The organism is Hymenobacter psychrotolerans DSM 18569 (assembly GCF_900142395.1).
Lineage (GTDB): Bacteria > Bacteroidota > Bacteroidia > Cytophagales > Hymenobacteraceae > Hymenobacter > Hymenobacter psychrotolerans.
On record NZ_FRAS01000007.1, the window covers coordinates 155,443 to 180,687 of the forward strand.

Genomic DNA, 25,245 nt, shown 5'->3' on the forward strand with positions numbered 1-25,245 from the left:
AGGCCAGCTCACGGCACACCAGCCTCTTACCCGGCGTACACTGCCACGGCCTTCTCGCGCAGGTTGTAGCCCGACGACATGACCTCGCCATACGCCCCCGCCGACCGAATAGCCACCAGGTCGCCGCGTTGTGTGCTAGGCAGCAGCACCGCCTTGCCAAACGTATCCGACGACTCGCAGATTGGGCCTACCACGTCGTAGGGCTGGGTTTCGGCAGCAGCGCTGCTCAGGTTCTGGATGTGGTGGTAGCTGCCGTAAAGTGCCGGGCGCATCAGCTCGGTCATGCCCGCGTCCAGAATGGCAAAACGCGTCTGCTGGCTTTGTTTCATGTAGAGCACCCGGCTCAGCAGCGTGCCGCACTGCGCCACCACGGCCCGGCCCAGCTCCACGTGCACCTGCTGGCCCGGCCGGCGCACCAGGTGCTGCTCAAACATCGAGAAGTAGCCTTCGAAGTCAGGAATTGGGTGTTCGTCGGGCTGCACATAGTCGATGCCGAGGCCACCGCCCACGTTGAGGTGCGGCAGCTGGTGGCCCTGGTCTTCCAGCCAGCTCTGCAGCTCGTTGAGCTTCTGGCTGAGCTCGGCAAAAACCGAAAGCCGGGTAATCTGGGAGCCGATGTGCGCGTGCAGGCCCACCAGCTCCAGGTTGGGCAATGAGGCAAGCTGCGTCACCACCGCCGGCAAATCCGTGAGGCTGATGCCGAACTTGTTGGCTTCCAGGCCGGTGGTGATGTGCGGATGCGTGTGCGCATCCACGTTCGGGTTTACGCGCAGTGCCACCCGCGCCGTGCGGCCCTGCGCGCCGGCCAGCCCGTTCAGCACCTGCAGCTCCTCCACCGACTCGGCGTTGAAGCACCAGATGTCGGCGGCCAGCGCCAGGTTGATTTCCGCGTCGGACTTGCCCACGCCCGCAAACACAATGTGGCCGGGCGCAAATCCGGCTTCCAGCGCGCGCTGCACCTCACCGCCGCTCACGCAGTCGGCCCCCAGGCCAGCGGCTTTAATGCGGGCCAGCACCGGCAGGTTGACGTTGGCTTTCAGGGCGTAGTGCGTCTGGAAGCCGCGCGGCCTTGCGGCCTGCTGCAGCGCGGCCAAGGTGCGGTCCAGCAGTGCCAGGTCGTAGTGGTAGAAAGGGGTAGGCTGCGTCAGCAGCTCCGGTGAAAGGGAAAAAGCCATGGAACGTAGGCGGCAGCCGGCATCAGAAAGCAGATGCAGAACTAAAAAAGTAGCGGATCAGAGAAGAGGAAATGGCGTTGCGCGCCAGCCGGCTCAGGCCAGCACCGGCCGCTGAAACAAGCCGGCATTCAGGGCTTTGAGGGCGCGGGTTTTGTCGGAAGTATGCACCAGCAGGCTGATGTTGTTGGGTGAGCCGCCGTAGGAAATCATGCGTAGCGGCACATCCTGCAGCGCATTGAACACGAGGCGGGCGGCGCCGTTGGTTTCCTGAATCAGGTTGCCGACGAGGCAGATAATAGTCTGATTTTCGTCGACTTCCACCGTGCCGAAGCTGCGCAGCTCCTCCAGAATCTGGGGTAGGTGGGTGGCGTCGTCGATGGTGAGGGACACGGCTACTTCCGATGTCGTAATCATGTCGATGGAAGTGCGGTGCCGCTCAAACACCTCGAACACGCTGTGCAGGAAGCCATGCGCCAGCAGCATGCGGCTCGACTTGATTTTGATGGCTACCAGCCCGTCTTTGGCTGCCACCGCCTTGATGGGCTCGTTGCCGGTACGCGTGGAAATGAGCGTGCCGGGCGCTTCCGGCTGCATAGTATTGAGCAGGCGCACCGGAATTTCGTGCCGGGCCGCGGGCAGGATAGAGCTGGGGTGCAGAATCTTCGCGCCGAAATACGCCAGCTCGGCGGCTTCATCAAACGACAGTTCCCGGATGGGGTAGGTGCCTTCCACTACGCGCGGGTCGTTGTTGTGCAGCCCGTCGATATCGGTCCAGATCTGGATTTCCTCGGCGTCGGCTGCTTCCCCAATCAGCGAGGCCGAGTAGTCGGAGCCGCCGCGCTTGAGGTTGTCTACTTTGCCCTGCGCGTTGCGGCAGATGTAGCCCTGCGTGATAAACAGCGTCTGCTCGGGGTGGTTAGCCAGCTGCGCGGCCAGATGCTCCCGGATATAGGCGGCGTCCGGCTCCTCGTTCTGATCGAGGCGCATGAAGTCCAGGGCCGGCAGCAGCACGGCATTGCGGTGCAGAATGCGGGTGAGGTAGTGCTGAAACAGGCTGGTGCTCAGTAGTTCGCCCTGGGCCAGAATCAGCCGCTCGCCCGAGCCCGAAAGAGGCTGGCGCGTGAGGTCGAACATGGTGCGAAACACCACGTCCAGGTCTTTGATGGCGCTGGCAGCCGCTTCGGCTTCGGGCAGCAGCTCGCGGGCCACCATGTGGTAGCCCTGGCGCATGATTTCTGTGCGGGCGGTGGCTGCCGTCACGTCGCCGGCATACAGCAGCCCGGCAATTTCCACCAGCGTGTTGGTAGTGCCGCTCATGGCCGACAATACCACGATACGCCGCTCCTGGGGCGCATAAATCAGCTCTGCTACTTCGCGCATCCGCTGCGCCGACCCGACGGACGTGCCGCCAAACTTGAGAACTTTCATGAAAAGGCTAAACGGGAAATCAACAGAAAAGGACAAACAAAAAGCGCCGGCCCAAGAGGACCGGCGCGGGGAGTTCAGAGGAGCAGCGAAGCGCAATGAACGGGTGCGACGGTCAGGCCGGAATCCGTTTCTTGCATTTCTTGACCAACACGCACGCGCACTTCGCTGCGGCAGCAGCCAGCGGCAGCAGAGCGAAACGGGAGTGGGCAAGGTACATGGCAGAAAAGCGCGGTGTAGACCGGCGCAAAAGCAGCAACCGGCCCGCAAAGAAACTACACGATTCGCATTCCAGCAGCCTGCGTGCGAAAAAAAGCCGGTAGCCACCTGCTGAAAAAGCCGGCTTTCCTGCGCAAGCTCATCAGGTAAGATAGAGTGGTGGCCGAAACCCAGCACGCTGCTACGGCTTCAGGGCAACTGGTTTGCGGTGCTATCGGCTCTGGCTGGTAGGCGAGTTACCTGGCCACGCAGGCCCTTGGAAGGAAATGGGGCGGCCGGTAGCATAACTGCGGTTCCCGGCGGCATCAAGCGCCTCGAACGTCACGGTGCAGTATTCACTTAGCGCGAAAGTGAAGTTGCCGCTGCACGAAAACCAGCCGATGCCCAACTGATTCTGCCAAGGCGTAAGGTAGCTGACAACCGGTTTCGCTTGCCGCGCGCTTCGGATGGTGGCCCGGACCAGCACCGGGGAGGCGTCTAGCACCGGGAAAGAGAATTGTACGAAATTGTTGATTCCCTCGCTGTTATGGGAGTATTCCCGGTGGAAAACTGCCGGAGTTGCCATCCAGCGCGGGGCCTGCGTATCGGGCGGCGCGCTGCTGACGCGCCAGCGGTGCGCAATTAGGAGGTGGTTGCTGCCAGCTTGGGCGCGCTGCATCCGAAATAAATGGTAGCCGTCGGGCGGTGGTAAGCTGGTGCGCAAATGATACACCATGTCGGGCTGCAATGGCCGAGTTGGCTGCATCAGTACTTGTAGGTCGCTGCTGAGAGGATTAATTGGCCGGTCAAGCAGCAACAACGGTACTGAGTCGTGCTCGGCCCATAGATACACCTGAATCCGGCTTCCGAAATCCGGAAGGTCGCGGCGGGCATTAGTGCGGCTGCCAGCGGAAAATAGGAAGAGCTGGCGTGGCTGTATGGTTGCGGCGACGTACTCGTCCGGCCACACCGCAATGTCAGGTTGTTCCACGCACTCCGCGTGTACCAGCTAAGGCATCGTGCTCAGCAGAAGCAGCGAAATAAGCCGGAAGATATAACGCATAGACAGTCCTCTGCTTCTGGCGAAAGGTGTTTTTATGGATGTATTCGGCAACAGGTTACCGCACCGGTTTCGGCAGCACGGGCAGGCTTTCGTGCCCTTTGACATCCACGGCTACTACCGCGAAAATGTAGTTGTCCTTGCTGTGGGGCAGGTCGGCTTTGGGCTCGGTCACGAAGAACTTCTGCTGCCACTCCGGGGCGCTGGTTTCGCGCATGAGCACGTAGTAGCCGGCTGGTTTTTCGCCCGCTTTGGGGGCCGTCCATTGCAGCTCGGTGCGGTTGGTGAGCTTGGCCGTGAGTACGCCCACGTTTTCGGGCGCGGCCGGGGCCAGGGCCAGGGAGGCCAGGGTAGCGAGGTTCACGCCGGTGTTGCGGCGCAGGTAGGGGAAGTCCATGAACTTGGCATGGTCGCCGTATTCTTCGCCGTTTTCGGTGCGCAGGTCCTGGTGCTGGTGGCGGAAGTCCTCGTTCATCTCCGAGAAGCGCACCGCCGTAAAGCCCTGCTGGTTGAACGGCGTGTGGTCGCCGCCGCGCAGAAACCGGTCGGGGCGGTACTCCAGCACTACCTCGTGGCCGGGCACGTACTGCTGGCAGGCCGTGCGGGTGTAGCGGGCCAGGTTGCGGCTGGGCGAGTCGTTTTCCGAGGAAAGCGTGCGGCGCACCCGGGCTTCGTCGGCGGTTTCGGTGGCCGGCACGCCCTCACTGAACACGCGCAGGCGCTTGTCGTCCTTGATTGCGGGGTCGTGGCCCGACGAGTTGCCCATGATGTCGTTGTTGAGCATGGCCACCAGGTTCCAGCCTTCTTTCTTGGCGCGCTTGGCCAGGTGCGTGGAGCCGTAGAGGCCCTGCTCTTCGCCCTGCACGGCCACGAAAATGATGGTCGCCGGAAATTGCTGCTGCGACATCACGCGGGCCAGCTCCATCACGGCCACCGTGCCGGAGCCGTCGTCGTTGGCGCCGGGTGCGTCGGCGGTGGCGTTCATCACGTCCGTCACCCGCGAGTCGATGTGGCCACTCACGATGAATACGCGCTTGTCCGTCGGGTCGGTGCCGGGCAGCGTGGCCATGACGTTGGCCATGAGCACCGGCCGGTCGATGCGGCGGCCGTCGGGCTTGATGGTGAAGGTATCCTGCTCCACTTTCAGGCGGCCGCCGCTGGCCTTGCTGTACTTCCGAAACTCACTTTCTACCCAATTACGGGCCGCCCCGATGCCGCGCTTCTTGCTCTTGGTGTCGCTCAGGGTGTGGCGCGTGCCGAAGCTCACCAGCTTGTCGATGTCGTCGCGCAGGTTCTTCTCCGAAATATCCTGCACCATCTTGGTGATGAGCGGATCGGGGGTAGAGGCAGGCTTAGTCTGGGCAACGGCTGCAGCACTGAAACCCAGGGAAAGCAAAAGCAACGAGGAGCGGCGCATAGAAAAGGATAGGATTGGAAAAGTAAGAAACAAAAAAGCCCGCTACATCAGGCTTCCAAAACAGCAGGTAGCGCGAAGCAACAGCTCCGGGCTACAGACACGCGACCAGCACACTGGCTGCGTTGCCCCCGAACCCGGCCGCATTCACCAAAATCCGGCGCACGGGGCGCGGGGTCCGGGAGGCTACATCCGTGGCGAAAGGAGAAGCAGGCCACTGTTGGGTTTCCAGCACGTGCAGGGCAAAATCGAGACTAAGGGCCGCCGAAGCGCCCAGCGTGTGGCCAATCAGCCACTTGTTGGACAGCAGCGGCGGCAGCGCATCTCCGAAAACAGCGTGCAACGCTGCCCGCTCGGCCGCGTCGCCGGCCGGGGTACCGGGGCTGTGCAGCACCACGGCATCTATGTCGGCGGGTGTCAGGCGAGCCTGAGCCAGCGCCTGCCGAATAGCCTGTTGAAAGTGCTGCCCATCAGCTGAAAGTCCGGTTTTGCTGCCAATGGCCTCGAAGCCAAATCCCACGCCTTCCAGCACGAAAACGGGCTCTTCTGACTTTTCCGCAGCCAGTTGCGGCCGGCTGACTTTCTCCAGCGCAAACACCGCCGCACCTTCCCCCAGCACGAAGGTAGAAGGCCTACCCGCGCCGGGCCGGCAGGGCCAGTCGGCTGCTTCGTAGGGCGAGTAGATGCCAATGACCTGCATCTGGGCCAGCGTGAAATCGGTGAGGGGAGCTTCGGTGCCGCCGGCCAGAAACCGGGTGGCCATGCCCGCCCGTAGCCAGGCTACAGCGTTGCCGAGAGCCTGAAACGCGCTGCTGCAGGTGCTGGAATGGCTCAGAGCCGCGCCGCCGGTACTGCCCGCGTCATAGGCCACCCAGCTCGCCACGTTGCCGAGGGTAGTCAGTGGGGAGGCGGCCACGGGTACGGTCCCGTCAGTCAGAAATCCGGTGTGAAATTCCTCCAGCCGGCCCGTGGCGCCCCGGCTGCTCCCGATGCTGACAGCCAGTGGTGGGTTGGCGGAGTGGTGGGTTGGCGGAGTGGTGGGTTGACAATCTTCTGACTCACCAACCCCCGAATTCAACAACCCACCACTCCGCCAGCCCGCCGCAGCCGTGGCCTGGCGGGCCGCCAGCAAACCCAGCAGCACCGTACGGTCGAGCTGGCGGTAGGCGGCATTGCTGCGGCGGAGCTCCGCGAGGGTTGCTTCGGCGGCAGGGGGTAGGGCCGCTACGGCCGGGCCGGTGGTGTGGGCGGTGAAGGGTGAAACGCTGGTATCAGCGGGCACCGGCAGCAGCCCCAGCGCCGACACGCGGCCCCGGCCCCGGATAACAATCAGCTCGTCGGGGGCAAACTCAGTCATGCAGGTACTCCGGTAGAGTAGGGGCCGGCTCGAAGTTCAGAACCACGTCCCGCATGCGGAGCAGCACCGCGTAGAGCAACTCCAGCTCCTCGCTAGTGGTGCAGTAGGGAGGCAACAGATACACCACGTTGCCCAGGGGGCGCAGCACAATGTGGTTGTCCAGGGCCATCTGGTAGAAGGCGTCGCGGAGGCGGCTGAAGTAGCTGGTGCCCTCGCCGGGGTCATACTCCACGGCCAGAATGGTGCCGCGGTGCCGCACCTGCCGGATGCCCGGCAGGGCTTCTATTTCCTGGCGGAAAGCGGCGTGAGCGGCTTCAATTCGCTGGCGCTGCCGGGTGCAGTCGTCGGTGCGGGTGAGTTCCAGGCTGGCCAGGGCGGCGGCGCAGGCCACGGGGTTGGCCGTGTACGAATGGCCGTGGAACAGGGCACGCATCTTGTCGTCGCTGAGGAAAGCGTCGTAGATGGGCGCGGCGCAGGTAGTCAGGCCCATGGCCAGGGTGCCGCCCGTCAGGCCTTTGGAAAAGCACATGATGTCGGGCTGCTCCTGCAGCAGGCTGCTGGCAAACAGCGGCCCGGTGCGCCCGAAGCCGGTCATCACCTCATCGGCAATGCAGAGCACCCCGCGCTGGTGGCAGCGGCGCAGCATTTCGGTCAGCACTTCGGGCGAGTACATCACCATGCCGGCCGTGCCCAGCACCAGCGGCTCGAAAATGAAGCCCGCTACGTCGGGGCGTTGCAGCACGGCGTCGAGCTGAGCCAGCACCTCAGCTTCCCGGCCCGGCACCGGCACGTCGATAAACTCCACGTCGAACAGCAAGGGCCAGAACGGCTGGGTGAAGGCGCCGCGGCTGCTCACGGCCATGGCCCCGAACGTGTCGCCGTGGTAGGAGTCGCGGAAGCAGAGGAAGGTGCGCCGCTCCGGCTGGCCCAGGTTGTGGAAGTACTGCAGCACCATTTTCAGGGCTACTTCCACGGCCGTGGAGCCGTTATCGGAATAGAATACGCGGGCCTGGTTTGTGGGCAGAATTTCCAGCAGCTGCTCGGCCAGCTCCACGGCGGCGGGGTGGGTGAAACCGGCAAACAGGACGTGCTCCAGAGTGCGGAGCTGCTCGCTCACGCGCGCCGCAATGTGCGGGTGGGCGTGGCCGTGCAGGTTCACCCACCACGACGAAATGCCGTCGAGGTAGCGGGTGCCGTCTTCGGCAAGCAGCCAGCTGCCCTCCCCGCGCACGATGGGCACGGCCAGCGGGGCAGTCTGCATTTGGGTATAGGGGTGCCACACCACGGCGTGGTCCCGCTCGGAAAGGGAAGGAAGTTCGGGCATTAGAAGTAAGGCCGGGCGTATCGGCCGGGGCGAAGCTACAACCGGGCACGCGGGCAACGGTTTTCGGGCAATAAGCCTCCTCTGTCATCCTGAGCTTGCGAAGGACCTTATCACGTTGGATGAAGTCGTTCAACAGTAAGGTATGAGAAGGCCTTTCGCAAGCTCAGGATGACAGAGGTTGTTCAGGCCTCAAACCACTGCCGGAACTCCGTGGCGTAGCGGCTCACTACCTCCGGGGTGACTTCGATTTCGGGCAGCACACGGGGCAGGAGCGGCACGCCGGTATGCTGGCTGATGAAGTCTTCGGTGGCGGGCGTCGGCTCGCCGTTGAACACGAGGCCGCGCACCCGCAGCCCGCGTGCCTGCAGGGCTTCCAGTGTGAGCAACGTGTGGTTGATGCTCCCCAGATAATTGCGCGAAACCACCACCACGTCGAGGTTTAGCTGCCGGGCGAGGTCGGCTATCAGGAAGCCGGGGGCCAGAGGCACCAGCAGGCCGCCGGCGCCTTCTACCAGCAGGTGGTTGTCGGTTTGGGGCAGCTGGAAATCCTGGGGCTGCAGGGTGAGGCCTTCAGCGGCGGCGGCGGCGTGGGGCGAGGCGGGTAGCTGCAGGCGGTAGCGCTCCGGCCAGAAGCGGCTGCGCGTGTTGCGCACCAGGCTCCGGACGGTGCCCGCGTCGGTGGTGGGCTCCAGGCCCGCCTGCACGGGCTTCCAGTAATCTGCCTGCAAGGCCTCCGTCAGAATGGCCGAAACCAAAGTTTTGCCGACATCAGTGCCGATGCCGGTGATGAAAAGTCGTTCCAAAGAGAAGAAGATGTTTAACGACGGGAAAAAATGGCGGCTCCTATCGAGCAGGAAAGTTCGTGTGCAGAAAGCGAATGATGGCAGGAAAGTGCTGTAGCGGCGCAGCGTGGCCACCCTCGATGGTAATATGTTGCTGCGGGTAGCGGGAGGGGCGGCGCTGCAGTTGGGCCGGCATGTGCCCGGCCATAAGCGTGGACGGGCAAACTTCATCCTGGGTAGCCGACAGGAGCAGCACGGCGCCCCGGATTTTCTCCACCGGAATCAGGGCGTGGCGTACCGCGGCTGTGTCGGTGAGCATGGCCGCAAACGTAGCCCGTAGGTTTCCCTGCATCAGGAAAGGCACGGCGGCTTCATTTACGGGCACAAATGGCAGCTGTTGGCCTCTGTATGACCAAGCCGAGGTGGTAAAGTGGCTGGTGTGGCCCGGAAACGCAACATGGCTGCCCACAATGCTCACTACGCAACGGATGTCGGGGTAGCGGCTGGCCAGCAGCAAGGCCAGGTCGGCGCCGCGCGAACCGCCAATCAGCGCAATTCTGCGGCCGCTCACCTGCGGATGCCGGGTAGCCGCTTTGATGGCCGCATACACCGTGTCGAGCGAAATCCGGTCGAGCAGGGGTGGGGTGCCGTCGGCTTTGAAATACCCCAGAGCCAGGAAGGCGTAGCCATCGGCCACTAGCTGCTCCCGCGTGGGCTGACAACGGGCACTGGCCCAGGCATTACCACCTTCGGAGCCGCCTAAGCCTACCAGTAGCGGCTGCTGCCGGCCGGCGCCCACGTACAGCAGGCTCTGCACGCCGGGCGTTTTCAGGTCGATGGGGGCTGAAAAAACGGGCACGGCTGAGAGCAGCAGGCTCAGAAAAAAACTCAGAAAACAGGCAAATGGAAGCAGGGGCTGGCGCATGGCAGGAGTTGGTTACGGGTGTCTGCAAAGGTGGCCGGGGCTTGCCTCTCAACTCTTTGACTTAGATCAAATAATCACCGCTCGGCCCGAATACGGCTTAGCGTCTCCTGCGTGATGCCTAGATAGGAAGCCACCATACCCAGCGGCAACCGATGCAGTATATCGTGGTGGGTGCGGCAGAAGTGTGCGTATTTCTCCCGGGCCGAGGTGAAGCGCAGCGAGGTAACGCGGTCCATCAGATGCCCGAACACGGAGCCCATGGACAGCCTGGCGTAGCGTTCCATTTCAGGAAAGATGTCGAACAGGTAGCCCAGGTCCTGCGCCTGCAGGCTCAGTGTTTGCGTGGGCTCCAGGGCCTCCAGGTAGTAGATGTCGGGCGTTTGCTTGACCAGGCTGCTCGGGGAGTTCACCCATTCCCCTTCGGCGCTGAAATACTCGGTTATCTTCTCGCCATCGAGCAGGTAGTATAGGCGCACGAGGCCCTGCTGAATAAAGTCGCTGCGGGTACATACGTGCCGGGCATCGTGCAGCAGCTCGCCCTTGTGGTAGCTGGCCGCCTGCACGCGTTCGAGTAAGGCCGCCCGCAACGGCTCCGAAATCCGGATGTAGTGCCCGATGTGCAGCAGTAAAGCGTCAGCTGGAAGCATAGAAAAGAGAACAAGGCAGCGGTTTTGGGTAGCACGAGACAGGTTCTGTGGCGGCTATACGAAACCAAGCCTATTGCTCGTGAGTTACCGCCTGTTTCAGCACCACCACCAGTGCCTTAATTTCGGCTTCGGAATTGAAGCTATGCACGATGACGCGCAGACACTGCTGGCCACTCGGTACGGTGGGCGGCACAATGGCGCGCACATCAAAGCCGGCCGCCCGGATGGTTTCGGCCAGTGCCCGCACCTGCATAGGCGAAAAGCCAGGTAGCTGCACGGGGTGGATGATGCGGCTGTCGGCCGGTACCTGTACCTGGGGTACCTGTTGCAGCTGCCGGCGCAGGTAGTCCGACAAGGCCAGTAGCCGGGCGCGGGCTGCGTGCTGCTCGGGCAACAGGCGGTACGCTTCCAGTAGAGCTGCAATGGTGTACCTGGGCAGCGCCGTGGTGTAAATAAATGGCCGGCTGAAATTCAGCAGATAGTCGCGCAATATGGCCGGGCCTGCCACGGCCGCGCCCTGCCCACCGAGGGCCTTGCCAAACGTGACGACGCGCGCCAGCACCTGCTCTTCCAGATGTAACTCCGTCACCAGTCCTTCGCCGCCCGCTCCAAACACGCCCACGCTGTGAGCTTCGTCTACTACCAACTGTGCCCCGTACGATTCGCACACTTCCACCAGGGCCTGCAGCGGAGCCACGTCCCCCCGCATCGAGTACACGGCTTCCACCGCCACAAACACCGTGGCTCCGGCCGCACGCTGAAGCTGCGTAAGTCGTCTGGTCAGGTCAGCTACGTCGTTGTGGCGGAAGCTCCAGGCGGTAGCAAAGCTGCTGCGAATACCGTCCTTCACCGAAGCGTGTGAGGCCTCGTCGTACAGAATCGTGTCGCCGCGACGGGGCACGGCGGCGAAGAAACCCAGGTTGGCCGCGTAGCCCGAGTTGAACAGCAACGCCGCTTCTGCCCGGTGAAACTGCGCCAAGTGCTGCTCCAGCGCCTCTGCCTCAGCAGAGTTGCCGGTGAGCAGGCGCGAGCCGGTGCTACCTGCCCCGGCTTCCGCGGCCTGGTGCAACGCTTGTTGCACGGCGGGGTGGCGGCTCAGACCCAGGTAGTCGTTGGAGCTGAAATCAATTAGCCCGGCGGCGGGCAGCGTGAGGCGGCGGCGGGTACCGGCAGCATCGCGCTGTTCCAGCTCGCGGGCCAGGCGTTGGTGCAAAGGAGAGAGGGTAGGCATACAATCGGCCGGAAGGAAAGAGCCGGGTAAAAAACGTCTGTCATCCTGAGCCCGCGAAGGATGACAGACGTTTTCTGAAAAACAACTGCTGCTTAGGCTACTACCGGCGCGGTTTCCTTGCCCAGTACCACGGCACCTTCGGGCACATCCTTGAACGACTTGCGGGGCTTCAGGCCCAGCAGGGCAAACATCTGCTTGTCGGCGTCGAAGTCGGGGTTGGGGGTCGTGAGCAGCTTCTCGCCTGAGAAGATGGAGTTGGCGCCGGCCAGGAAGCACAGGGCCTGCTCCGTCACGGGCATTTCCTGGCGGCCGGCCGAGAGGCGCACCATGGTGTGGGGCATCAGGATGCGGGCCGTGGCAATCATGCGCAGCATTTCCCATACGCTCACGCGGGGCTGGTCGGCCAGGGGCGTGCCTTCCACCGGCACCAGCGCATTCACCGGCACCGACTCGGGGTGCGAGGGCAGCGTGGCCAGCGTGTGGAGCATGGCAATACGGTCCTCGTCGGTTTCGCCCAGGCCAATAATACCACCCGAGCATACCGAAATACCGGCCTTACGCACGTGCTCCAGCGTGTTCAGCCGGTCGTCGTAGGTGCGGGTCGTGATGATGTCGTCGTACTTCTCGCGGCTGGTGTCGAGGTTGTGGTTGTAGGCGTAGAGGCCGGCTTCCTTGAGGCGCTCGGCCTGGTACTCGTTCAGCATGCCCAGCGTGCAGCACACTTCCAGCCCGATGTTGTTGACCTCCGTCACCATATTCAGTACCCGATCAAAGTCGCGGTTGTCGCGCACTTCGCGCCAAGCGGCGCCCATGCAGAAGCGGGTGGAGCCGCCGTCTTTGGCGCGCTGGGCCGCGGCCAGCACTTCGGCGTCGGGCAGCAGCTTGTGGGCCTGCACGCCGGTGTGGTAGCGGGCGGCCTGGGGGCAGTAGGCGCAGTCTTCGGGGCAGCCGCCGGTTTTTACGCTCAGCAGGGTGCACACCTGCACTTCGCCGGTGGCCTGCGTTTCGGCATGAATGGCGGCGGCCTGCGTCACGAGTTCCAGCACGGGCTGGTTATAAATGGCGTTTACTTCGTCAAGAGTCCAGTCGGTACGCAGCATCATGAAGTAGGAAGTTTCTGGTTGGGATAGAGTTAGGAGCAGTTCAGTGCGCAAAACAGCGCGGCCCGCAGGTGCCGAAGCTCCTCAGCGGGCCGCAAGATACGCGGGAAGCCGGTTTCGCACGGATGAACAACCCGGCGTGCCGCTTCATGTTTGAGCTTATGGAGCTACTGCCCGCAGCACCCGGCAAGGGTTGCCCACGGCCACTACACCCGCCGGAATGTCGCGCGTGACCACACTACCGGCCCCGATGGTGGTGCCCGCCCCGATGGTTACGCCGGGCAGCACCAGAACCCCTGCGCCCAGCCACACGTTGTCTTCGATGGTGATGGGCCGCGCAAACTCCCAGCCGGCAATGCGCGGCGCCACTTCCACCGGGTGCCCGGCCGTGCTCAGCACCACATTCGGCGCGATAAACACGTTGTCGCCGATGCTGACGGGGGCGCAGTCCAGAATGGTGAGGTTGTAGTTGGCGTACACGTTGCGGCCCAGCCGGATGTTGTAGCCGTAGTCGCAGCGCAGCGGGGCTTCCAGGTGAGCATCGGTTTCGTAGCCCAGCAGCTCGGCCAGCACCTGCCGGTTCAGGTGCACGGGTTCCTGGTTGTAGCGGTGGCACAGCTGTTTGGCGCGCAGACGCTCGGCTACCAGTTCCGGGTCGTTGGCGAGGTAAGGCTCACCGGCCAGCATGTTATCTTTCTGAGTAAGCATCAAGAGAGGAGAAGCCTCGCGGCTAGGAAAGCGGATTTTCCGAAGCGCCGTTGACCTGGCCGCGGGCGTCGCGGGTGTTTTTCTGCACCGCAATGGCCCCGAACAGCGCCAGCATAAACGACATGGCGTAGAACCCTTTTTCGCTCAGCGCCAGCGTGGCGTTCCACAAGCCCACGGTCAGCAGCGCAATAGAGAGAATGGTGGAAAACCAGCTCAGGCCGTAATAGATGCCTGTAACAGGGATGCCCTCCAGTTGGTCGCGCACCGATTTCTGCAGCGAAATGGCCGAAAACAGCCCGTACATGAGCACCGTGAAGTAGTAGCCTTTCTCGTTGAGCAGCATCTGGGCGTTCCAGAGGCCAATAACGAAGGCAGACATGCCGGCCAGCAGCGCCAGCCACGAGGCAGCAACGAAGGCGTTGGAGGGCTTGGAGTTCATACAGCAACAGGTTGGTTGGGGTGAAAGACAAAACGCCGGGTACTCCCCGGTCGGCAAGCCAAACATAGCAGGCAACCAAGGATAAACCGAATCCAAATTTCTTCCTGAGTCAGACTTCTGAAAAATGCCCTGCGCTATGCCTGTTCGACTGATATTTTAGGTAGTGAATCTGCGTATTTGAAGTGCTATAGCCGTTTTTGTGGCCTTGCTTTCAGGGGTAGAGCGGTGTGCGGATCAGACTTTTGGATAGTGTGTTTTTTATGGTGGCGCCTACCCAAAAACAAAACGAGCCGCTTCAGGTGAAGCGGCTCGTGTAGGTTAGGAGCGTTTGCCGGGCCGGGCGCTGCCGCGGGTGCCCCGGCTGCTGGTTTTGCCTTTTGGGGCGGCGCTGGCACCGCGGGTACCGGAGCGGGTAGGCTTGCCCGGCGCCGGCTTGCCCGCCGATTTGCCGGGGCGGGTACCGGCTATGCCCGTAGGACGGCCCGAGCCGGCGGCGCGGCCTGCCGTAGCGAGGCCCCGGGGCGTGGCTGGTTTGCGGCCGCTGGGCTTTTCTACCCAGGCGCCAGCCGGCTTGGCTTTGGGCTTGCGGGGCGCATCGCCGGAGGGTTCGCCGGAAGCCGGGCGCACAATGTCTGGGCGGCTGGTGGTGGGGCGGGCGGTTTTGTGCGAAGGACGGTCGGCCCACTGCTCGGCTGTAGACACGGTTTTGCGGCGGCGCGGTACCGAGCCGTCATCGGTGCCGCTGGAGTGCTCTATCATCTCAAACAGCACTTTCAGCTCCTTTTCTGTCAGCTCGCGCCACTCGCCGGGGCCCAGGCCCTTCACGTTGATGTTCATGACGCGGATGCGCTCCAGCTGCACCACTTCGTAGCCGAAATACTCGCACATGCGCCGAATCTGGCGGTTCATGCCCTGAATAAGCGTGATACGGAAGATGTAGGGTGTCTCCTTCGTGACTTTGCAGCGCTGCGTCATCACGCCCAGAATGGGCACGCCGCCCGACATAGACTCGATGAACTGGTCGTTGATGGGCTTGTCGACCATCACGACATACTCCTTTTCGTGCTGGTTGCCGGCGCGCAGAATCTTGTTGACGATGTCGCCGTTGCTGGTCAGCAGAATCAGGCCCTGCGACTCCTTGTCGAGGCGGCCGATGGGGAAGATGCGCACCGAGTGCTTGATGGCGCGCACAATGTTGTCCTTGACGCTGGTATCGGTGGTCGTGACGATGCCCGGGGGCTTGTTGTAGGCAATGTAGATGGCATCTTCCTCGGCCCGGGGCTCAATGACAATACCGTTCACCACTACCCGGTCTTTACTGGTTACCTGGTCGCCGATGCTGGCGCGCTTGCCGTTTACCAGCACGTTGCCCTGCTCGATGTGGCGGTCGGCTTCGCGCCGGGAGCACACGCCGCTTTCACTGATGTATTTATTGAGGCGAGTGGCCATAGGTGCTGGGTTAAGGGCAAAAAAGCGGCCCGCCGAAACGGCCGGCGGACCACAAAGATACGGCAGAAGCGGCCCGCGCCGTTGCACCCTGCTCAGGCAGGCCGGAAATACGCCTGCACGGCCGCATCCACCTCAGCTGGCAGCGCAGCCGACACTACGGTGCGCAACTTGAGGTGGAAGGATGCGCCGTGGGCCGCGTACACGCCTTGCTCGGGCCCAAACTTTAGCTGTCCCTGCACGAATGCCCGCTGCTGCTCGCCTCCCTCGGCATTCATGGACACAAACGTAAGCGGCTGTAGCGCCTGCGTGGCTTTATCGAAATAGAACCAGAAATACACGTCGCCGGGGTTGCTGCTCTGCACATCCAGGCGCTTGATTTCAAAGATGAAAGCCGAATCGGCTTTGAGCAGGAAAAGGGTGCGGTAGGGGACTGCTGGAAGGGGCGTATTACGGTCAGACTTCGGCAGCATAGACAAGTAGTGCTACTAATGGTATGAAAACAAGCAGACAGATCAGCAGTGGCTTCCAGACCTTTTTGGTTGGGTATTCGTTTCTGGGTCCTACGATTTTATCGGCGTAGGCTATCAGCGCGTAGCCGCTACCAATGCCCGCCCCGATACTTAGCCCTGGGCTGCGGCTAATATTCTGGGGCAGGAAATAAGCCGCCAGCATCAGTAGCGCAACATAGCCAACGCTGCCCCAAAGGGCCCTGCGTGCCGCATCAGACCTTCCAATAGTCTTGAAGTTCCGCGCCAACAAAGCGCCACCCGCAATAGGGCTGAATACAAGGGCGAATATCCGGATAGCCCGGTCGGAGTAGAGAGAGGGAGCACTGGCGGCAGTAGGTTCAGTGGCGGGAGCAGGTAGCATGGTTGGGGGTGAAATTTCCTGTAGGTGAGTAGTTGGGAATAGGGAAATAGCACGACACTTTACAGCGCCACCTTCTTCTCGCCCTTATCCACGCCTTTTATGAACTTGATCAGGCCGGTCATGTAGGTTTGCTGGTCGTCGTAGAGGCTCATGTGGGAGCCGTTGGGGCAGATGAGGGCGGTGCCATTCTGCACCTTTTGGGCCACCATGCGCATGTGCTCGGGGTCCATGGTATCGTACGTGCCGCCGATGCTGAGGACGGGCACGGCCAGCTTCGGCAGGTCGGCCGTTCGGTCCCAGTTCAGGAGCTTGCCCGAGGCCCCGAACTCGCTGGGGCCCTGCATAGTCACGTAGAGCGACTGGTTGGTTTTGCCCAGGGAGCGGGTAGCGGGTTCGGGCAGCGGCACCCGGCATAAGTGCTCGGCGTAGAAGTTGGGTTCCAGCAGCGCCATGTAGCGCGGGTTCTGGAAGTCCTTGCGGGCCTCAATCTGGCGGATTTCGGCCAGCACCTCGGGCTTGAGCTGCGGGGCCAGCACCTCGTCGGCGTATTTGTTGTAGGCCGGGATGCTCATCATCATGTTGCTGATGACGAGGCCCTTCAGGTGCTGCTGGTACTTGAGGGCGTACTCCGCAGCCAGGATGCCACCCCAGCTGTGGCCCAGTAGGTAAAAGTTGTCCTTGTCCAGCTTCAGGGCTTGGCGCACCTGCTCCACTTCCTCCACGTAGCGGGGCAGGCTCCACATGGCCGTGTCCTTGGGGTTGTCGGAATTGCCGCAGCCCAGCTGGTCGTAGTAGATGAACTCGATTCCTTCCTGGGGCAGGAAGCTTTCCAGGCACTCGAAATACTCGTGCGTGGCGCCGGGCCCGCCGTTGAGCAGCAGCACCTTGATGCGCGGGTTGTTGCCGAACCGCTTGGTCCAGACGTTGAACTTGCCCTTGGGCGTTTCGATAGGAACAATCTGCACGCCGCCGTCCTGCACGCCGGTTTCCTGGCTCTGGAAGTAGCTGGTAGAGGCTGAGGAATTGGCTGTTTCCTGCTTGGATTGGGTGTTGCAGGCAGCCAACAGACTGGTGAGCAGCGCACAGCCTGCTACTACAAAACGAATGGAAGGCATAGCGTGCAGTCTTTAGCAGCGGAATGAAATGCAAAGCGGGCCGCTCCAACCGGAACGGCCCGCTAACTTAACCGGATTGGTTACAAAATCTGTGCTTAGCCCAGCGTGTGGTACACGGCCTGCACGTCGTCGTCCTCTTCAAACTTCTCGATGAGGTTCATCACCTCTTCCAGCTGGTCGCCTTCGAGGTGCACGGTAGTGTTGGGCACGCGCTGCAATTGGGCCGAAACCACGTTCAGCTGTTTTTCTTCCAGCGCCTTCTGCATCTGGCCGAAGTCGGTGAAGGCAGTTTCCACCACAATGTATTCTTTCACCGCGCCGTGCTCGTCTTCCTCCTGGTCGGCGTACACGTCTTCGGCGCCGGCGTCAATCAGCTCCAGTTCCAGCTCGTCGAGGTCGAGGCCTTCGGCGGCCAGCTTGAACACGCCCTTGCGTGTGAAAGTGTAGTCGGAGGAGCCAGCGGTGCCCAGGGCGCCGTTGCCACGGTTGAAGTACATGCGCACGTTGGCTACGGTGCGGGTCGGGTTGTCGGTGGCCGTTTCAATCACGACGGCCACGCCGTGGGGCGCGTAGCCCTCGTACACCACTTCCTGGTAGTCTTTCTCTTCTTTGCTGCTGGCGCGCTTAATGGCGGCTTCCACCCGGTCTTTGGGCATGTTCACGCCTTTGGCGTTCTGCATAGCCGTGCGCAGGCGGGAGTTGGTATCGGGGTTGGGGCCCGACTCTTTCACGGCCATTACGATTTCCCGGCCGATGCGGGTAAAGTCCTTGGACATCCGGTCCCAGCGCTTCATTTTGCGGCCTTTGCGGAATTCAAACGCGCGTCCCATCTATAGAGTAGGTGATTAGGTGAGTAGGTAAAAAGCGGGTCTGCGCCCGGAAAGGGCTGCAAGTTAGCAGAAAGCCCGGCCGGGCGCAACGCAGGGCCGCTATTCTGCCCGCAGCGTATAAATGCTCTGGTTGCCGGCCGGATAGCCCTGTATCGTGAGCGTGAGCAGGCCGTTGGCGAGCCGGAAAGTGCCTTCATCGGTGCGGGGCTGGCCTTTCTTATCGGTGTAGCTGAACGTAATCCGGTCGGCGCTGAACGTGAAGCGGCCCGCTTGGTCGAAGCGCAGGGTACCGCCTTTGCCGGCCATCGTCAGGGCCTTTTGGTAGGTGCCATCGGGGCGCAGCGTAAGCGTGCCGCCCACGCCTTTGGCCGCCATCGGGGTAGGGCTGGTGGCCTTATCAAGGATGGCATAGGTGAGGTAGGAGTAGGTGCTGAAAAACGACGGAGCCAGCTTGGGCGTCGTCGTAGCGGGGGCTTTGCGCTGGGCCGTGGCCGCCGGAGCACTCAGCAGCAGGCCCGCCAGCAGCAGCCAGAAAAAACGATACATCATGCCGGAAGATACTAGGCGGCGCACAAAGCGCCGGCTGCCGCTAATTGGCGGTCAGCCAGGCCAGCGCTTCCTCTTGCTGGTCAAACTCAAACATAGTAGCCAGAGAAAGGTCGGTGCGCTGCAGGGAAGAAGCCACGCAACTGCGGGTGGGCCAGTCCATAGCGTTTATCCAGGCTATGGCCCGTACACCGGCCTGGTGTAGCTGCGCCAGAAATTCGGTGCCTATCCATTCGGCCGCGGCATACCACTCGCCGAAGGCTTCGCTGCTGTCGTTGAGCAGGCGCGTGCTGCCCGTCTGCTGCACCAGGGCCAGCAGTTTGGCGCAGCCGGCGCGTACAGACGCATCGTCGTGGTGGCCGTACCATTGCGCGTACAGCCACTGATGCTGTGCATCATACTGAACAACCAAAGCAGTAGAGCTAAAGAGTAGCATTTGGCCGAGGTGAAGCGAAATCCGGAATAAAATGGCCAAGTCAGGGCGGCGCAACCGAAGCCGGCGCCGCCTGTCGGTGCTTACGGCCTTCCCGGGCGGGAGTTGTCGGGCGGCGCTAAGCAGCTATTCCGGTTCCTGCTACATTTGGCGTATGCCAACATTCCTACGTGAGTTGATTCGCCCGGCGGCTGAGCTGCCGGAAGCCGATGTGTGCCTGGTAGGCCTGCCGCTTGACTTCGGAACGGTGCTGGAGGGCGGCCGCGCCGGAGCAGCGGGCGCGCCGGCCGCCATGCGGCGCGAGTTGCGCCGCTACCACAAAACCTACAACCTGGAGCACAACGTGCGCCTCGACAGCCTGCGCATCGCCGATGCCGGCGACCTGAGCCTGGGCCACCCCGACCACGCCGCCAACCACGCCCACATTCGGGAGCAGCTGGGCGGGCTGCTGCGCCGCTATCCGCGCGTAGTGGTGCTCGGAGGCTCCCACGATGGCACCTACAGCACCGTGCGCGGCCTGTTCGACGCAGCCGGTGGGCAGCCGGTAGGCGGCCTCAACCTGGATGCCCACGCCGATGTAAAGGACCGGCCCGGCCTGATCAGCAGCGGTACTCCGTTCGGCAAGCTCCTGCGCGAAGAGTTCCTGAGTGGCCCGCACTTCACCGAAATCGGGCTGCATTCCAACCTGAATACGTTCGAGGACATTGAGTTTCTGCACCAGCAGCAGGCCACCATTGTGCCGCTGGCACACGTGCAGGCCGAGGGCATGCCGCTCTACGCCAGCCGGGCGCTGGCGCGGGCTGCCAGCGCCGGCGCAGCCTTCGTGAGCTTCGATGTGGATGGCTGCGCCGAGGCGTTTGCGCCGGCCGTGTCGGCGCCCAGCGCCGATGGCTTCACGCCGCGCCAGGCCACGGAAGCCGCGTTTCTGGCTGGCCGGAAAGCAGAAGTCCGGCTGTTTGAAGTCGTGGAATTCAACCCTGTTTTCGACCGGGACAACCAAACCGCGCGGCTGGCCGCCACCATCATCACGGCCTACCTGACCGGTGTAGCGGCGGGCCTGGCGTAGCGGTGGCCGGGCCTGCGGGTGTGTTTTCGTACTGTCAACAGCTGGTTCTCATGAAAAATCTGCTCTGTCTGCTGCTCCTGGGCGGCTCTTTGTCCTGCGCGGCCCAGGCGCCTGCTTTCCAGACCAAGTGCGACGCCAGCCCAACCGGAAACCAACTTCAGAAAACCCACTGCGAAACGCGCGACCTGACGCTGCCTGCGCCCCCGGCCGGCACGCCGCTCACGGTTGATGCGCGCCTGAACGGGGGCATTACGGTGCGGGTCTGGAGCGGCACTTCGGTGCGGGTGCGGGCCTGGGTGCAGGGCTACTCCGGTACGCTGGCCGATGCCCGCGCGCTGGCGCAGGCCGTGCAGATCAGCAGCGGCGCCAATACGCTGCGGGCTGCGCGGGCCAACGGCTCAATGGAAGGCTGGTCGGTGAGCTATGAAGTGTTTGTGCCGGCCCAGACCAGCCTGACGCTGACGGCCACTAACGGCGGTATCCGCATCGAAAACGTGCAGGGGACCATCGTGTTTGAAACCACGAACGGCGCAGTAGACCTGGCAGGTGTGGGCGGCGACGTGCGGGGCAAAACCACCAACGGTGCCCTTACCCTCACGCTCACCGGCAGCACCTGGAGCGGCACCGGCCTCGACGCCAAAACCACGAATGGCAGCGTTACGTGCCAGCTGCCGGCTTCCTACGCCGGCATTCTGGTGGCGCGCACCACGCACGGCCGCGTGAAAGCCAGCCTGGCGCCGGAAGTGCGCAAGCTGCTGCAGGCGCGCAGCCTCACGGCCACTTTAGGCAAAGGCGGCCCGCAAATACGCGTCTCTACCGTGAATGGCAGTATTGCCGTCAATCAGGAAGGAGGCGGCAAAAAAGCTGGCCCAGAGCCGGAGCCTGAACCGGAAGAATAAAAAAGCGCCCTGCTGAAACGAGTCAGCAGGGCGCGGCTTTTGGGTGGCAGTGCCTACTCCGGGATTTTGCCGGTTCGTGGGTTGCGGGGCTGGTCGGGCTGCTTTTTGGGGTAGTCGTTCTGCTGGTGGGTTTTCTGCTTCTTTACGAAGAACGCCACCGTGGCCAGGGCCCCCAGCGCCACCCCCGCAATAGCCAGCTTGGTGCGCAGCGGGTCGGCCGGGGCCGGCGGCAACGACACTACGCCGTTGGCATCGAGACGGGCCGGCTCCTGCACGTAGCGGCCTTTGGTAGGCATCGGAAAATTATCGGCGAGGTGCTGCAGGCCGGCCGTTGCGTCGAGGCCCGTAATGACGGGGCCGTGGCCGCAGCCGATGGCCTCGGGGCGTAGGGCCGCCAGCTTCCGCACGGACTCGCGCACCTGCTGCCAGTCGTAGTTGAAGGGCGCACCGGCCACGCTGATGTTGGGAAGCTGCAGCAGCAGCGCCGGCACCGACTCGTGGTTGGCCGTGGCAAACGCATCGGCGCCCAGCAGCGTGCGGTCCGACTCGCGGAACAGGGCTATCTGGCCGGGCGCGTGGCCGGGCACGTGCACCCAGCGCCAGCCAGGCAGCAGCGGCACTTCCTCCGAGTCGGTGGGCAGCGCCTGCACATAGTCGCTGAGCTGAAACGACTGGGGCGGGAAAAAACGGGCCATAACGGCCAGCGTGCCGCCGTTTTCCACGGTAGGGTCGGCGGCCGGATACACAGCGCGGGCCGTCAGGAAGGGCATTTCCAGCGGGTGCGCCAGCACCGGCACCTTCCAGTGCTCGGCCAGGGCCTGCACCGAGCCGGAATGGTCCATGTGGCCGTGCGTCAGGATAATGGCCTCAGGGTGCGTACCGGGGTAAAACAGCTTGTCGGCGGCGGCAATAATGTCTTTTTCGGAGCCCGGCAGGCCGGTATCTACCAGAACCCATTCGCCGGGCGTGCCGGTTTCCACAAAATACAGGTTGACAAAACGCTGAATCTGAAGCTGGGTCACGCCAGCGGCTACTTTTTTCATGTCTTCAAAGGAATAGTGTAGAATGCCTTAGTACGCAAACAAGCCGGTAAGGATAGCGCCCGCCTTCCGCCGACCTCGCGCCGCCGACCAGCCGGCACCTGCTGAAGCCGCCGGCTCTGCCCGGCGCAGCACCCCAGGTGCGCCGACGAGCGAGCAGCAGGGGCTTGCCACCGGCCTCCTACACGCAAAAAGCCCCTTGCCGGAGAGCAAGGGGCTTTTTGTTATTGAAACGCTGCAGCCCTATTGGCCTGTGGTGCTGCCCGTGCCGGCCGTAGTACCCATGCCACCGGCCGTGCTGCCGCTGGTAGAGCCACCTGCCGTGGTGCCGGTAGTGGTGCTGCCCGACGTGGTGCCGGACGTAGAGCCCATAGCGCCGCTGGTGCTGCCACCGGCAGTGGTGCCGGCGGTGGTGCCGGTGGTGCTGCCCATGCTGCCCGAGCCCGACGTGGTGCCGGTGCCGCCCATGCCGCTCGTGTCGGAATCCATGCCGGCATCAGTGTTCATACCTGCGTCGGAGCCCGACTCAGTGCCTGTGGTTTCGGTGCCCGTGCCGCTTTCCGTGCCGGCGCCTTCCTGCTGATTGTTGCCGCAGGAAGCAAATGTAAAGGAGGCCGCAGCCAGCGCTAGAAACAATACTTTTTTCATGATGGGATAAGGTGTTTGTGATTGATGGAGCATCTACCACCAGCAGCCGCTGGGGGGCAGACAGGTCTTTATACTGATTTACTGCCCTGAGTAACCTGATTTTATAAAATTATTTTGATGATATTGGATTAAGCTCATCCATAAGAGGGCCGGACTTAGATTGTTTTAACGTTGAGGTTGCTGCAAAATGTAGCAGCGGGTGAGCGTGCCGCCATGGCGCAGTGCTTGGCCTGTGGCCCTGAAACGGGAGTCAGCTGTCCGGAAAATAGGAGCGCAATACAGTGCGTCAGGCCGCGCCGAAAACCCTATATTCGCCACTCCACCCAACCCCGATATTTCCACCCGCTCATGTCGCAGCCTTCTACAGCTCCCACTGCTACCGAAACTCCCGAACTCAACCTCGAAGCCACCAGCAACTCCTCGGGCACCGGCCAGAACGCCCAGCGGCCCATGTACTACGAGTACAAGCCCGCCGAAACCGTCAAAGCCCAGCACGGCCCCGAGCTGCGCTGCAAAACCTGGGAAGCCGAAGCGGCTTTGCGGATGCTGGAAAACAACCTCGACCCGGCCGTGAGCCTCGTGTATGACGAGCTGATTGTGTACGGCGGCGCCGGCCGCGCGGCACGCAACTGGAAGGAGTTCCAGACCATCGTCAGGAGCCTGAAGGAGCTGGAAGCCGACGAAACCCTGCTGGTACAGTCGGGCAAGGCGGTGGGCGTGCTGCGCACCTGGGCCCACGCTCCGCGGGTGCTCATTGCCAATAGCAACATCGTACCAGCCTGGAGCACCCAGGAGTACTTTGACGAGCTGGACCGCCTGGGCCTGATGATGTACGGGCAGATGACGGCCGGCTCCTGGATTTACATTGCCACCCAGGGCATTCTGCAGGGCACCTACGAAACCCTAGCCGCCGTGGCCGACAAGCACTTCGGCGGCACCCTGGCCGGCACCGTCACCGTTACGGCCGGGCTGGGCGGCATGTCGGGGGCGCAGCCGCTGGCCGTGAGCATGAACGACGGCGTGTGCCTGGTCATCGAGCCCATCGACGCCCGCGTGAAACAGAAGGTGCGCGAAGGCTACGTGGACGAGCAGGCCCGCGACCTAAACCACGCCCTGGAGCTGATGCAGCAGTACAAGCAGGAGCGCAAAGGCTGGAGCATCGGCCTGACCGGCAACGCCGCCACCGTGCTGCCCGAGCTGCTGCAGCGCGGCTTCAAGGCCGATGTGGTAACCGACCAGACCTCGGCCCACGACCTGATGGACTACATCCCCGAGGGCGACGTGGACCAGGTATTGCAGCTGCGCAAGGACAACCCCGAGGAGTTCAAACGCCAGGCCCTGGCTTCCATCGTGAAGCACTGCCAGGCCATCATCGACATGCAGGCCGGCGGGGCTGTGGCCCTCGACTACGGCAACAACCTGCGCGGCCAGGCTGAAAAAGGTGGCCTCAAGGTGCGCGACGAGAACGGCCAGTTCCTATACCCCGGCTTCGTGCCCGGCTACATCCGCCCGCTGTTCTGCGAGGGCAAAGGCCCCTTCCGCTGGGCCGCCCTCAGCGGCGACCCGCAGGACATCCTGCGCATCGACCGGGCCCTGCTCGAAACCTTCCCCGACAACCAGATGCTGGCCCGCTGGATCGAGAAGGCCCAGGCCAAGGTGCCCTTCATCGGCCTACCCGCCCGCGTATGCTGGCTGGGCTACGGCGAGCGGGAGAAGTTCGGCCTGGTCATCAACGACCTGGTGGCCCGCGGCGAAGTCTCGGCCCCCATCGTCATCGGCCGCGACCACCTCGACTGCGGCTCCGTGGCCTCGCCCAACCGCGAAACCGAGGGCATGAAGGACGGCTCCGACGCCGTGGCCGACTGGCCCCTGCTCAACGCCCTGGCCAACACCGCCTCCGGTGCCGACTGGGTGAGCCTGCACAACGGCGGCGGCGTGGGCATCGGCAACTCCACCCACTCCGGCATGGTCATCGTGGCCACCGGCACCCCCGAAAAAGCCGAGCGCCTGCGCCGCGTACTCACCACCGACCCCGGCATGGGCGTCTTCCGCCACGCCGACGCGGGCTACGAGCTGGCCCAGCAGGTAGCCCAGGAGCGCGGGGCGAAGATTCCGGGGCAGATGTAAAGACGCTGGGTAACTGCCGCACCTGTTAGGCAGAATGCCGTTTGGACCTCATCTGTAATCTATTTAGCTTCGTCATCTCGCACCTAAAATAAAGTCAAGGATTCATCTAATTCACTAGACCTAATTCGGAAAAGGTGGCTAAGTTAATCCGCGAGGAGCAGCCGTAGATTTGGGCATGGATTACCGTGCCTTACGCGAGCGGCCCCGGCAGTTTCTGGCCCTGACCAGCCTGCACGTGGCCGAGTTTGACGACTTGCTCACCGCCTTCGCGCCGGCCTGGGAGCGGCACCACCGCTGGCATACGCTGGCGGGGAAGCGGCGGCAGTTTCCGGCTCACCGCGAACGGCCGACGGCGGTGCTGGCGGGCAGCGATGTGAAGCTGTTTTTTCTGCTCACCTACCTGAAAAGCAATGCCCTGCAAGAACACCAGGCGGCCA

The 25,245-nt window shown here is 62.9% G+C and carries 25 protein-coding genes; 4 read left to right on the plus strand and 21 right to left on the minus strand.

What is annotated here, in order from left to right:
- Positions 1 to 26: 26 nt before the first annotated feature.
- The 19 genes from lysA to BUE15_RS08925 form a co-directional block, all read right to left on the minus strand.
- Positions 27 to 1,175, minus strand: coding sequence for a diaminopimelate decarboxylase (lysA, locus tag BUE15_RS08830; protein WP_073283349.1), 1,149 nt, complete (start codon positions 1,173 to 1,175; stop codon positions 27 to 29).
- Positions 1,176 to 1,268: 93 nt separating this feature from the next.
- Positions 1,269 to 2,603 (minus strand): aspartate kinase, encoded by a 1,335-nt coding sequence (locus BUE15_RS08835; protein WP_073283351.1) that lies wholly within the window; start codon positions 2,601 to 2,603, stop codon positions 1,269 to 1,271.
- Positions 2,604 to 3,030: 427 nt separating this feature from the next.
- Positions 3,031 to 3,789 carry a hypothetical protein gene (locus tag BUE15_RS08840; protein WP_073283353.1) on the minus strand — a complete coding sequence of 253 codons (759 nt, stop codon included), beginning with the start codon at positions 3,787 to 3,789 and terminating at the stop codon, positions 3,031 to 3,033.
- A gap of 127 nt (positions 3,790 to 3,916) precedes the next feature.
- Entirely contained in the window at positions 3,917 to 5,275 is a 1,359-nt protein-coding gene (locus BUE15_RS08845; RefSeq protein ID WP_073283356.1) for a M28 family metallopeptidase, read from the minus strand.
- Between the two features lie 91 nt (positions 5,276 to 5,366).
- Positions 5,367 to 6,629 (minus strand): beta-ketoacyl synthase N-terminal-like domain-containing protein, encoded by a 1,263-nt coding sequence (locus BUE15_RS08850; protein WP_073283359.1) that lies wholly within the window; start codon positions 6,627 to 6,629, stop codon positions 5,367 to 5,369.
- Entirely contained in the window at positions 6,622 to 7,953 is a 1,332-nt protein-coding gene (bioA, locus tag BUE15_RS08855) for an adenosylmethionine--8-amino-7-oxononanoate transaminase (RefSeq protein ID WP_073283361.1), read from the minus strand. Before bioA ends, BUE15_RS08850 begins: the two co-directional genes overlap by 8 nt.
- A 182-nt stretch (positions 7,954 to 8,135) precedes the next feature.
- The gene (bioD, locus tag BUE15_RS08860) at positions 8,136 to 8,756 is read right to left on the minus strand and encodes a dethiobiotin synthase (protein ID WP_073283364.1); all 621 of its coding nucleotides are present in this window, start codon (positions 8,754 to 8,756) and stop codon (positions 8,136 to 8,138) included.
- Positions 8,757 to 8,796: 40 nt separating this feature from the next.
- Positions 8,797 to 9,594, minus strand: coding sequence for an acyl-CoA thioester hydrolase/BAAT C-terminal domain-containing protein (locus BUE15_RS08865; protein WP_170865220.1), 798 nt, complete (start codon positions 9,592 to 9,594; stop codon positions 8,797 to 8,799).
- 140 nt (positions 9,595 to 9,734) lie between these two features.
- Positions 9,735 to 10,307, minus strand: a complete 573-nt coding sequence (locus BUE15_RS08870) for a Crp/Fnr family transcriptional regulator (protein ID WP_073283369.1) — start codon at positions 10,305 to 10,307, stop codon at positions 9,735 to 9,737.
- 70 nt (positions 10,308 to 10,377) lie between these two features.
- Positions 10,378 to 11,538 carry an aminotransferase class I/II-fold pyridoxal phosphate-dependent enzyme gene (locus tag BUE15_RS08875; RefSeq protein ID WP_073283372.1) on the minus strand — a complete coding sequence of 387 codons (1,161 nt, stop codon included), beginning with the start codon at positions 11,536 to 11,538 and terminating at the stop codon, positions 10,378 to 10,380.
- Positions 11,539 to 11,630: 92 nt separating this feature from the next.
- Positions 11,631 to 12,638, minus strand: a complete 1,008-nt coding sequence (gene bioB, locus BUE15_RS08880) for a biotin synthase BioB (RefSeq protein ID WP_073283447.1) — start codon at positions 12,636 to 12,638, stop codon at positions 11,631 to 11,633.
- Positions 12,639 to 12,797: 159 nt separating this feature from the next.
- Entirely contained in the window at positions 12,798 to 13,346 is a 549-nt protein-coding gene (locus BUE15_RS08885) for a sugar O-acetyltransferase (RefSeq protein ID WP_073283375.1), read from the minus strand.
- 22 nt (positions 13,347 to 13,368) lie between these two features.
- Complete coding sequence (gene yiaA / locus BUE15_RS08890; RefSeq protein ID WP_073283378.1) at positions 13,369 to 13,785, minus strand: inner membrane protein YiaA; 417 nt, start codon at positions 13,783 to 13,785, stop codon at positions 13,369 to 13,371.
- A gap of 318 nt (positions 13,786 to 14,103) precedes the next feature.
- Positions 14,104 to 15,234, minus strand: a complete 1,131-nt coding sequence (gene rluF, locus BUE15_RS08895) for a 23S rRNA pseudouridine(2604) synthase RluF (RefSeq protein WP_073283382.1) — start codon at positions 15,232 to 15,234, stop codon at positions 14,104 to 14,106.
- A gap of 92 nt (positions 15,235 to 15,326) precedes the next feature.
- Complete coding sequence (locus BUE15_RS08900) at positions 15,327 to 15,704, minus strand: hypothetical protein (RefSeq protein ID WP_073283385.1); 378 nt, start codon at positions 15,702 to 15,704, stop codon at positions 15,327 to 15,329.
- 459 nt (positions 15,705 to 16,163) lie between these two features.
- Positions 16,164 to 17,219: a proline iminopeptidase-family hydrolase gene (locus BUE15_RS08910; protein ID WP_073283391.1), complete on the minus strand. Its 1,056-nt coding sequence runs from the start codon at positions 17,217 to 17,219 to the stop codon at positions 16,164 to 16,166.
- A gap of 95 nt (positions 17,220 to 17,314) precedes the next feature.
- Positions 17,315 to 18,049: a YebC/PmpR family DNA-binding transcriptional regulator gene (locus BUE15_RS08915; RefSeq protein WP_073283393.1), complete on the minus strand. Its 735-nt coding sequence runs from the start codon at positions 18,047 to 18,049 to the stop codon at positions 17,315 to 17,317.
- A 99-nt stretch (positions 18,050 to 18,148) separates the two neighbouring features.
- Positions 18,149 to 18,598, minus strand: a complete 450-nt coding sequence (locus BUE15_RS08920) for a copper resistance protein NlpE N-terminal domain-containing protein (RefSeq protein ID WP_139252188.1) — start codon at positions 18,596 to 18,598, stop codon at positions 18,149 to 18,151.
- 40 nt (positions 18,599 to 18,638) lie between these two features.
- Positions 18,639 to 19,031, minus strand: a complete 393-nt coding sequence (locus BUE15_RS08925) for a SpoIIAA family protein (protein ID WP_139252189.1) — start codon at positions 19,029 to 19,031, stop codon at positions 18,639 to 18,641.
- A gap of 151 nt (positions 19,032 to 19,182) precedes the next feature.
- On the opposite strand from BUE15_RS08925, the gene BUE15_RS08930 reads away from it, so the two are divergent.
- Together BUE15_RS08930 and BUE15_RS08935 are read left to right on the plus strand one after the other, a co-directional pair.
- Positions 19,183 to 20,094, plus strand: coding sequence for an arginase family protein (locus BUE15_RS08930; RefSeq protein ID WP_170865221.1), 912 nt, complete (start codon positions 19,183 to 19,185; stop codon positions 20,092 to 20,094).
- 50 nt (positions 20,095 to 20,144) lie between these two features.
- Positions 20,145 to 20,993 carry a DUF4097 family beta strand repeat-containing protein gene (locus tag BUE15_RS08935; RefSeq protein ID WP_073283404.1) on the plus strand — a complete coding sequence of 283 codons (849 nt, stop codon included), beginning with the start codon at positions 20,145 to 20,147 and terminating at the stop codon, positions 20,991 to 20,993.
- Between the two features lie 53 nt (positions 20,994 to 21,046).
- On the opposite strand, the gene BUE15_RS08940 is transcribed toward BUE15_RS08935, so the two are convergent.
- Together BUE15_RS08940 and BUE15_RS08945 are read right to left on the minus strand one after the other, a co-directional pair.
- Complete coding sequence (locus BUE15_RS08940) at positions 21,047 to 22,036, minus strand: MBL fold metallo-hydrolase (RefSeq protein WP_073283407.1); 990 nt, start codon at positions 22,034 to 22,036, stop codon at positions 21,047 to 21,049.
- A 240-nt stretch (positions 22,037 to 22,276) separates the two neighbouring features.
- Entirely contained in the window at positions 22,277 to 22,681 is a 405-nt protein-coding gene (locus BUE15_RS08945; RefSeq protein WP_073283410.1) for a hypothetical protein, read from the minus strand.
- Positions 22,682 to 23,029: 348 nt separating this feature from the next.
- Between BUE15_RS08945 and hutU the strand changes: the two genes are divergently transcribed.
- Complete coding sequence (hutU, locus tag BUE15_RS08950; protein ID WP_170865222.1) at positions 23,030 to 24,808, plus strand: urocanate hydratase; 1,779 nt, start codon at positions 23,030 to 23,032, stop codon at positions 24,806 to 24,808.
- 175 nt (positions 24,809 to 24,983) lie between these two features.
- A partial coding sequence (locus tag BUE15_RS08955; RefSeq protein ID WP_211617614.1) for a hypothetical protein occupies positions 24,984 to 25,245 on the plus strand: 262 nt, incomplete at its 3' end.

What these genes read in the sequence shown, in the direction of transcription:
- lysA (WP_073283349.1), bottom strand. Translation starts at nt 1,175, where the DNA reads ATGGCTTTTTCCCTTTCACCGGAGCTGCTGACGCAGCCTACCCCTTTC.
- BUE15_RS08835 (WP_073283351.1), bottom strand. Translation starts at nt 2,603, where the DNA reads ATGAAAGTTCTCAAGTTTGGCGGCACGTCCGTCGGGTCGGCGCAGCGG.
- BUE15_RS08845 (WP_073283356.1), bottom strand. Translation starts at nt 5,275, where the DNA reads ATGCGCCGCTCCTCGTTGCTTTTGCTTTCCCTGGGTTTCAGTGCTGCA.
- BUE15_RS08850 (WP_073283359.1), bottom strand. Translation starts at nt 6,629, where the DNA reads ATGACTGAGTTTGCCCCCGACGAGCTGATTGTTATCCGGGGCCGGGGC.
- bioA (WP_073283361.1), bottom strand. Translation starts at nt 7,953, where the DNA reads ATGCCCGAACTTCCTTCCCTTTCCGAGCGGGACCACGCCGTGGTGTGG.
- BUE15_RS08870 (WP_073283369.1), bottom strand. Translation starts at nt 10,307, where the DNA reads ATGCTTCCAGCTGACGCTTTACTGCTGCACATCGGGCACTACATCCGG.
- BUE15_RS08875 (WP_073283372.1), bottom strand. Translation starts at nt 11,538, where the DNA reads ATGCCTACCCTCTCTCCTTTGCACCAACGCCTGGCCCGCGAGCTGGAA.
- bioB (WP_073283447.1), bottom strand. Translation starts at nt 12,638, where the DNA reads ATGCTGCGTACCGACTGGACTCTTGACGAAGTAAACGCCATTTATAAC.
- BUE15_RS08885 (WP_073283375.1), bottom strand. Translation starts at nt 13,346, where the DNA reads ATGCTTACTCAGAAAGATAACATGCTGGCCGGTGAGCCTTACCTCGCC.
- yiaA (WP_073283378.1), bottom strand. Translation starts at nt 13,785, where the DNA reads ATGAACTCCAAGCCCTCCAACGCCTTCGTTGCTGCCTCGTGGCTGGCG.
- rluF (WP_073283382.1), bottom strand. Translation starts at nt 15,234, where the DNA reads ATGGCCACTCGCCTCAATAAATACATCAGTGAAAGCGGCGTGTGCTCC.
- BUE15_RS08900 (WP_073283385.1), bottom strand. Translation starts at nt 15,704, where the DNA reads ATGCTGCCGAAGTCTGACCGTAATACGCCCCTTCCAGCAGTCCCCTAC.
- BUE15_RS08910 (WP_073283391.1), bottom strand. Translation starts at nt 17,219, where the DNA reads ATGCCTTCCATTCGTTTTGTAGTAGCAGGCTGTGCGCTGCTCACCAGT.
- BUE15_RS08915 (WP_073283393.1), bottom strand. Translation starts at nt 18,049, where the DNA reads ATGGGACGCGCGTTTGAATTCCGCAAAGGCCGCAAAATGAAGCGCTGG.
- BUE15_RS08920 (WP_139252188.1), bottom strand. Translation starts at nt 18,598, where the DNA reads ATGATGTATCGTTTTTTCTGGCTGCTGCTGGCGGGCCTGCTGCTGAGT.
- BUE15_RS08925 (WP_139252189.1), bottom strand. Translation starts at nt 19,031, where the DNA reads ATGCTACTCTTTAGCTCTACTGCTTTGGTTGTTCAGTATGATGCACAG.
- BUE15_RS08930 (WP_170865221.1), top strand. Translation starts at nt 19,183, where the DNA reads ATGCCAACATTCCTACGTGAGTTGATTCGCCCGGCGGCTGAGCTGCCG.
- BUE15_RS08935 (WP_073283404.1), top strand. Translation starts at nt 20,145, where the DNA reads ATGAAAAATCTGCTCTGTCTGCTGCTCCTGGGCGGCTCTTTGTCCTGC.
- BUE15_RS08940 (WP_073283407.1), bottom strand. Translation starts at nt 22,036, where the DNA reads ATGAAAAAAGTAGCCGCTGGCGTGACCCAGCTTCAGATTCAGCGTTTT.
- BUE15_RS08945 (WP_073283410.1), bottom strand. Translation starts at nt 22,681, where the DNA reads ATGAAAAAAGTATTGTTTCTAGCGCTGGCTGCGGCCTCCTTTACATTT.
- hutU (WP_170865222.1), top strand. Translation starts at nt 23,030, where the DNA reads ATGTCGCAGCCTTCTACAGCTCCCACTGCTACCGAAACTCCCGAACTC.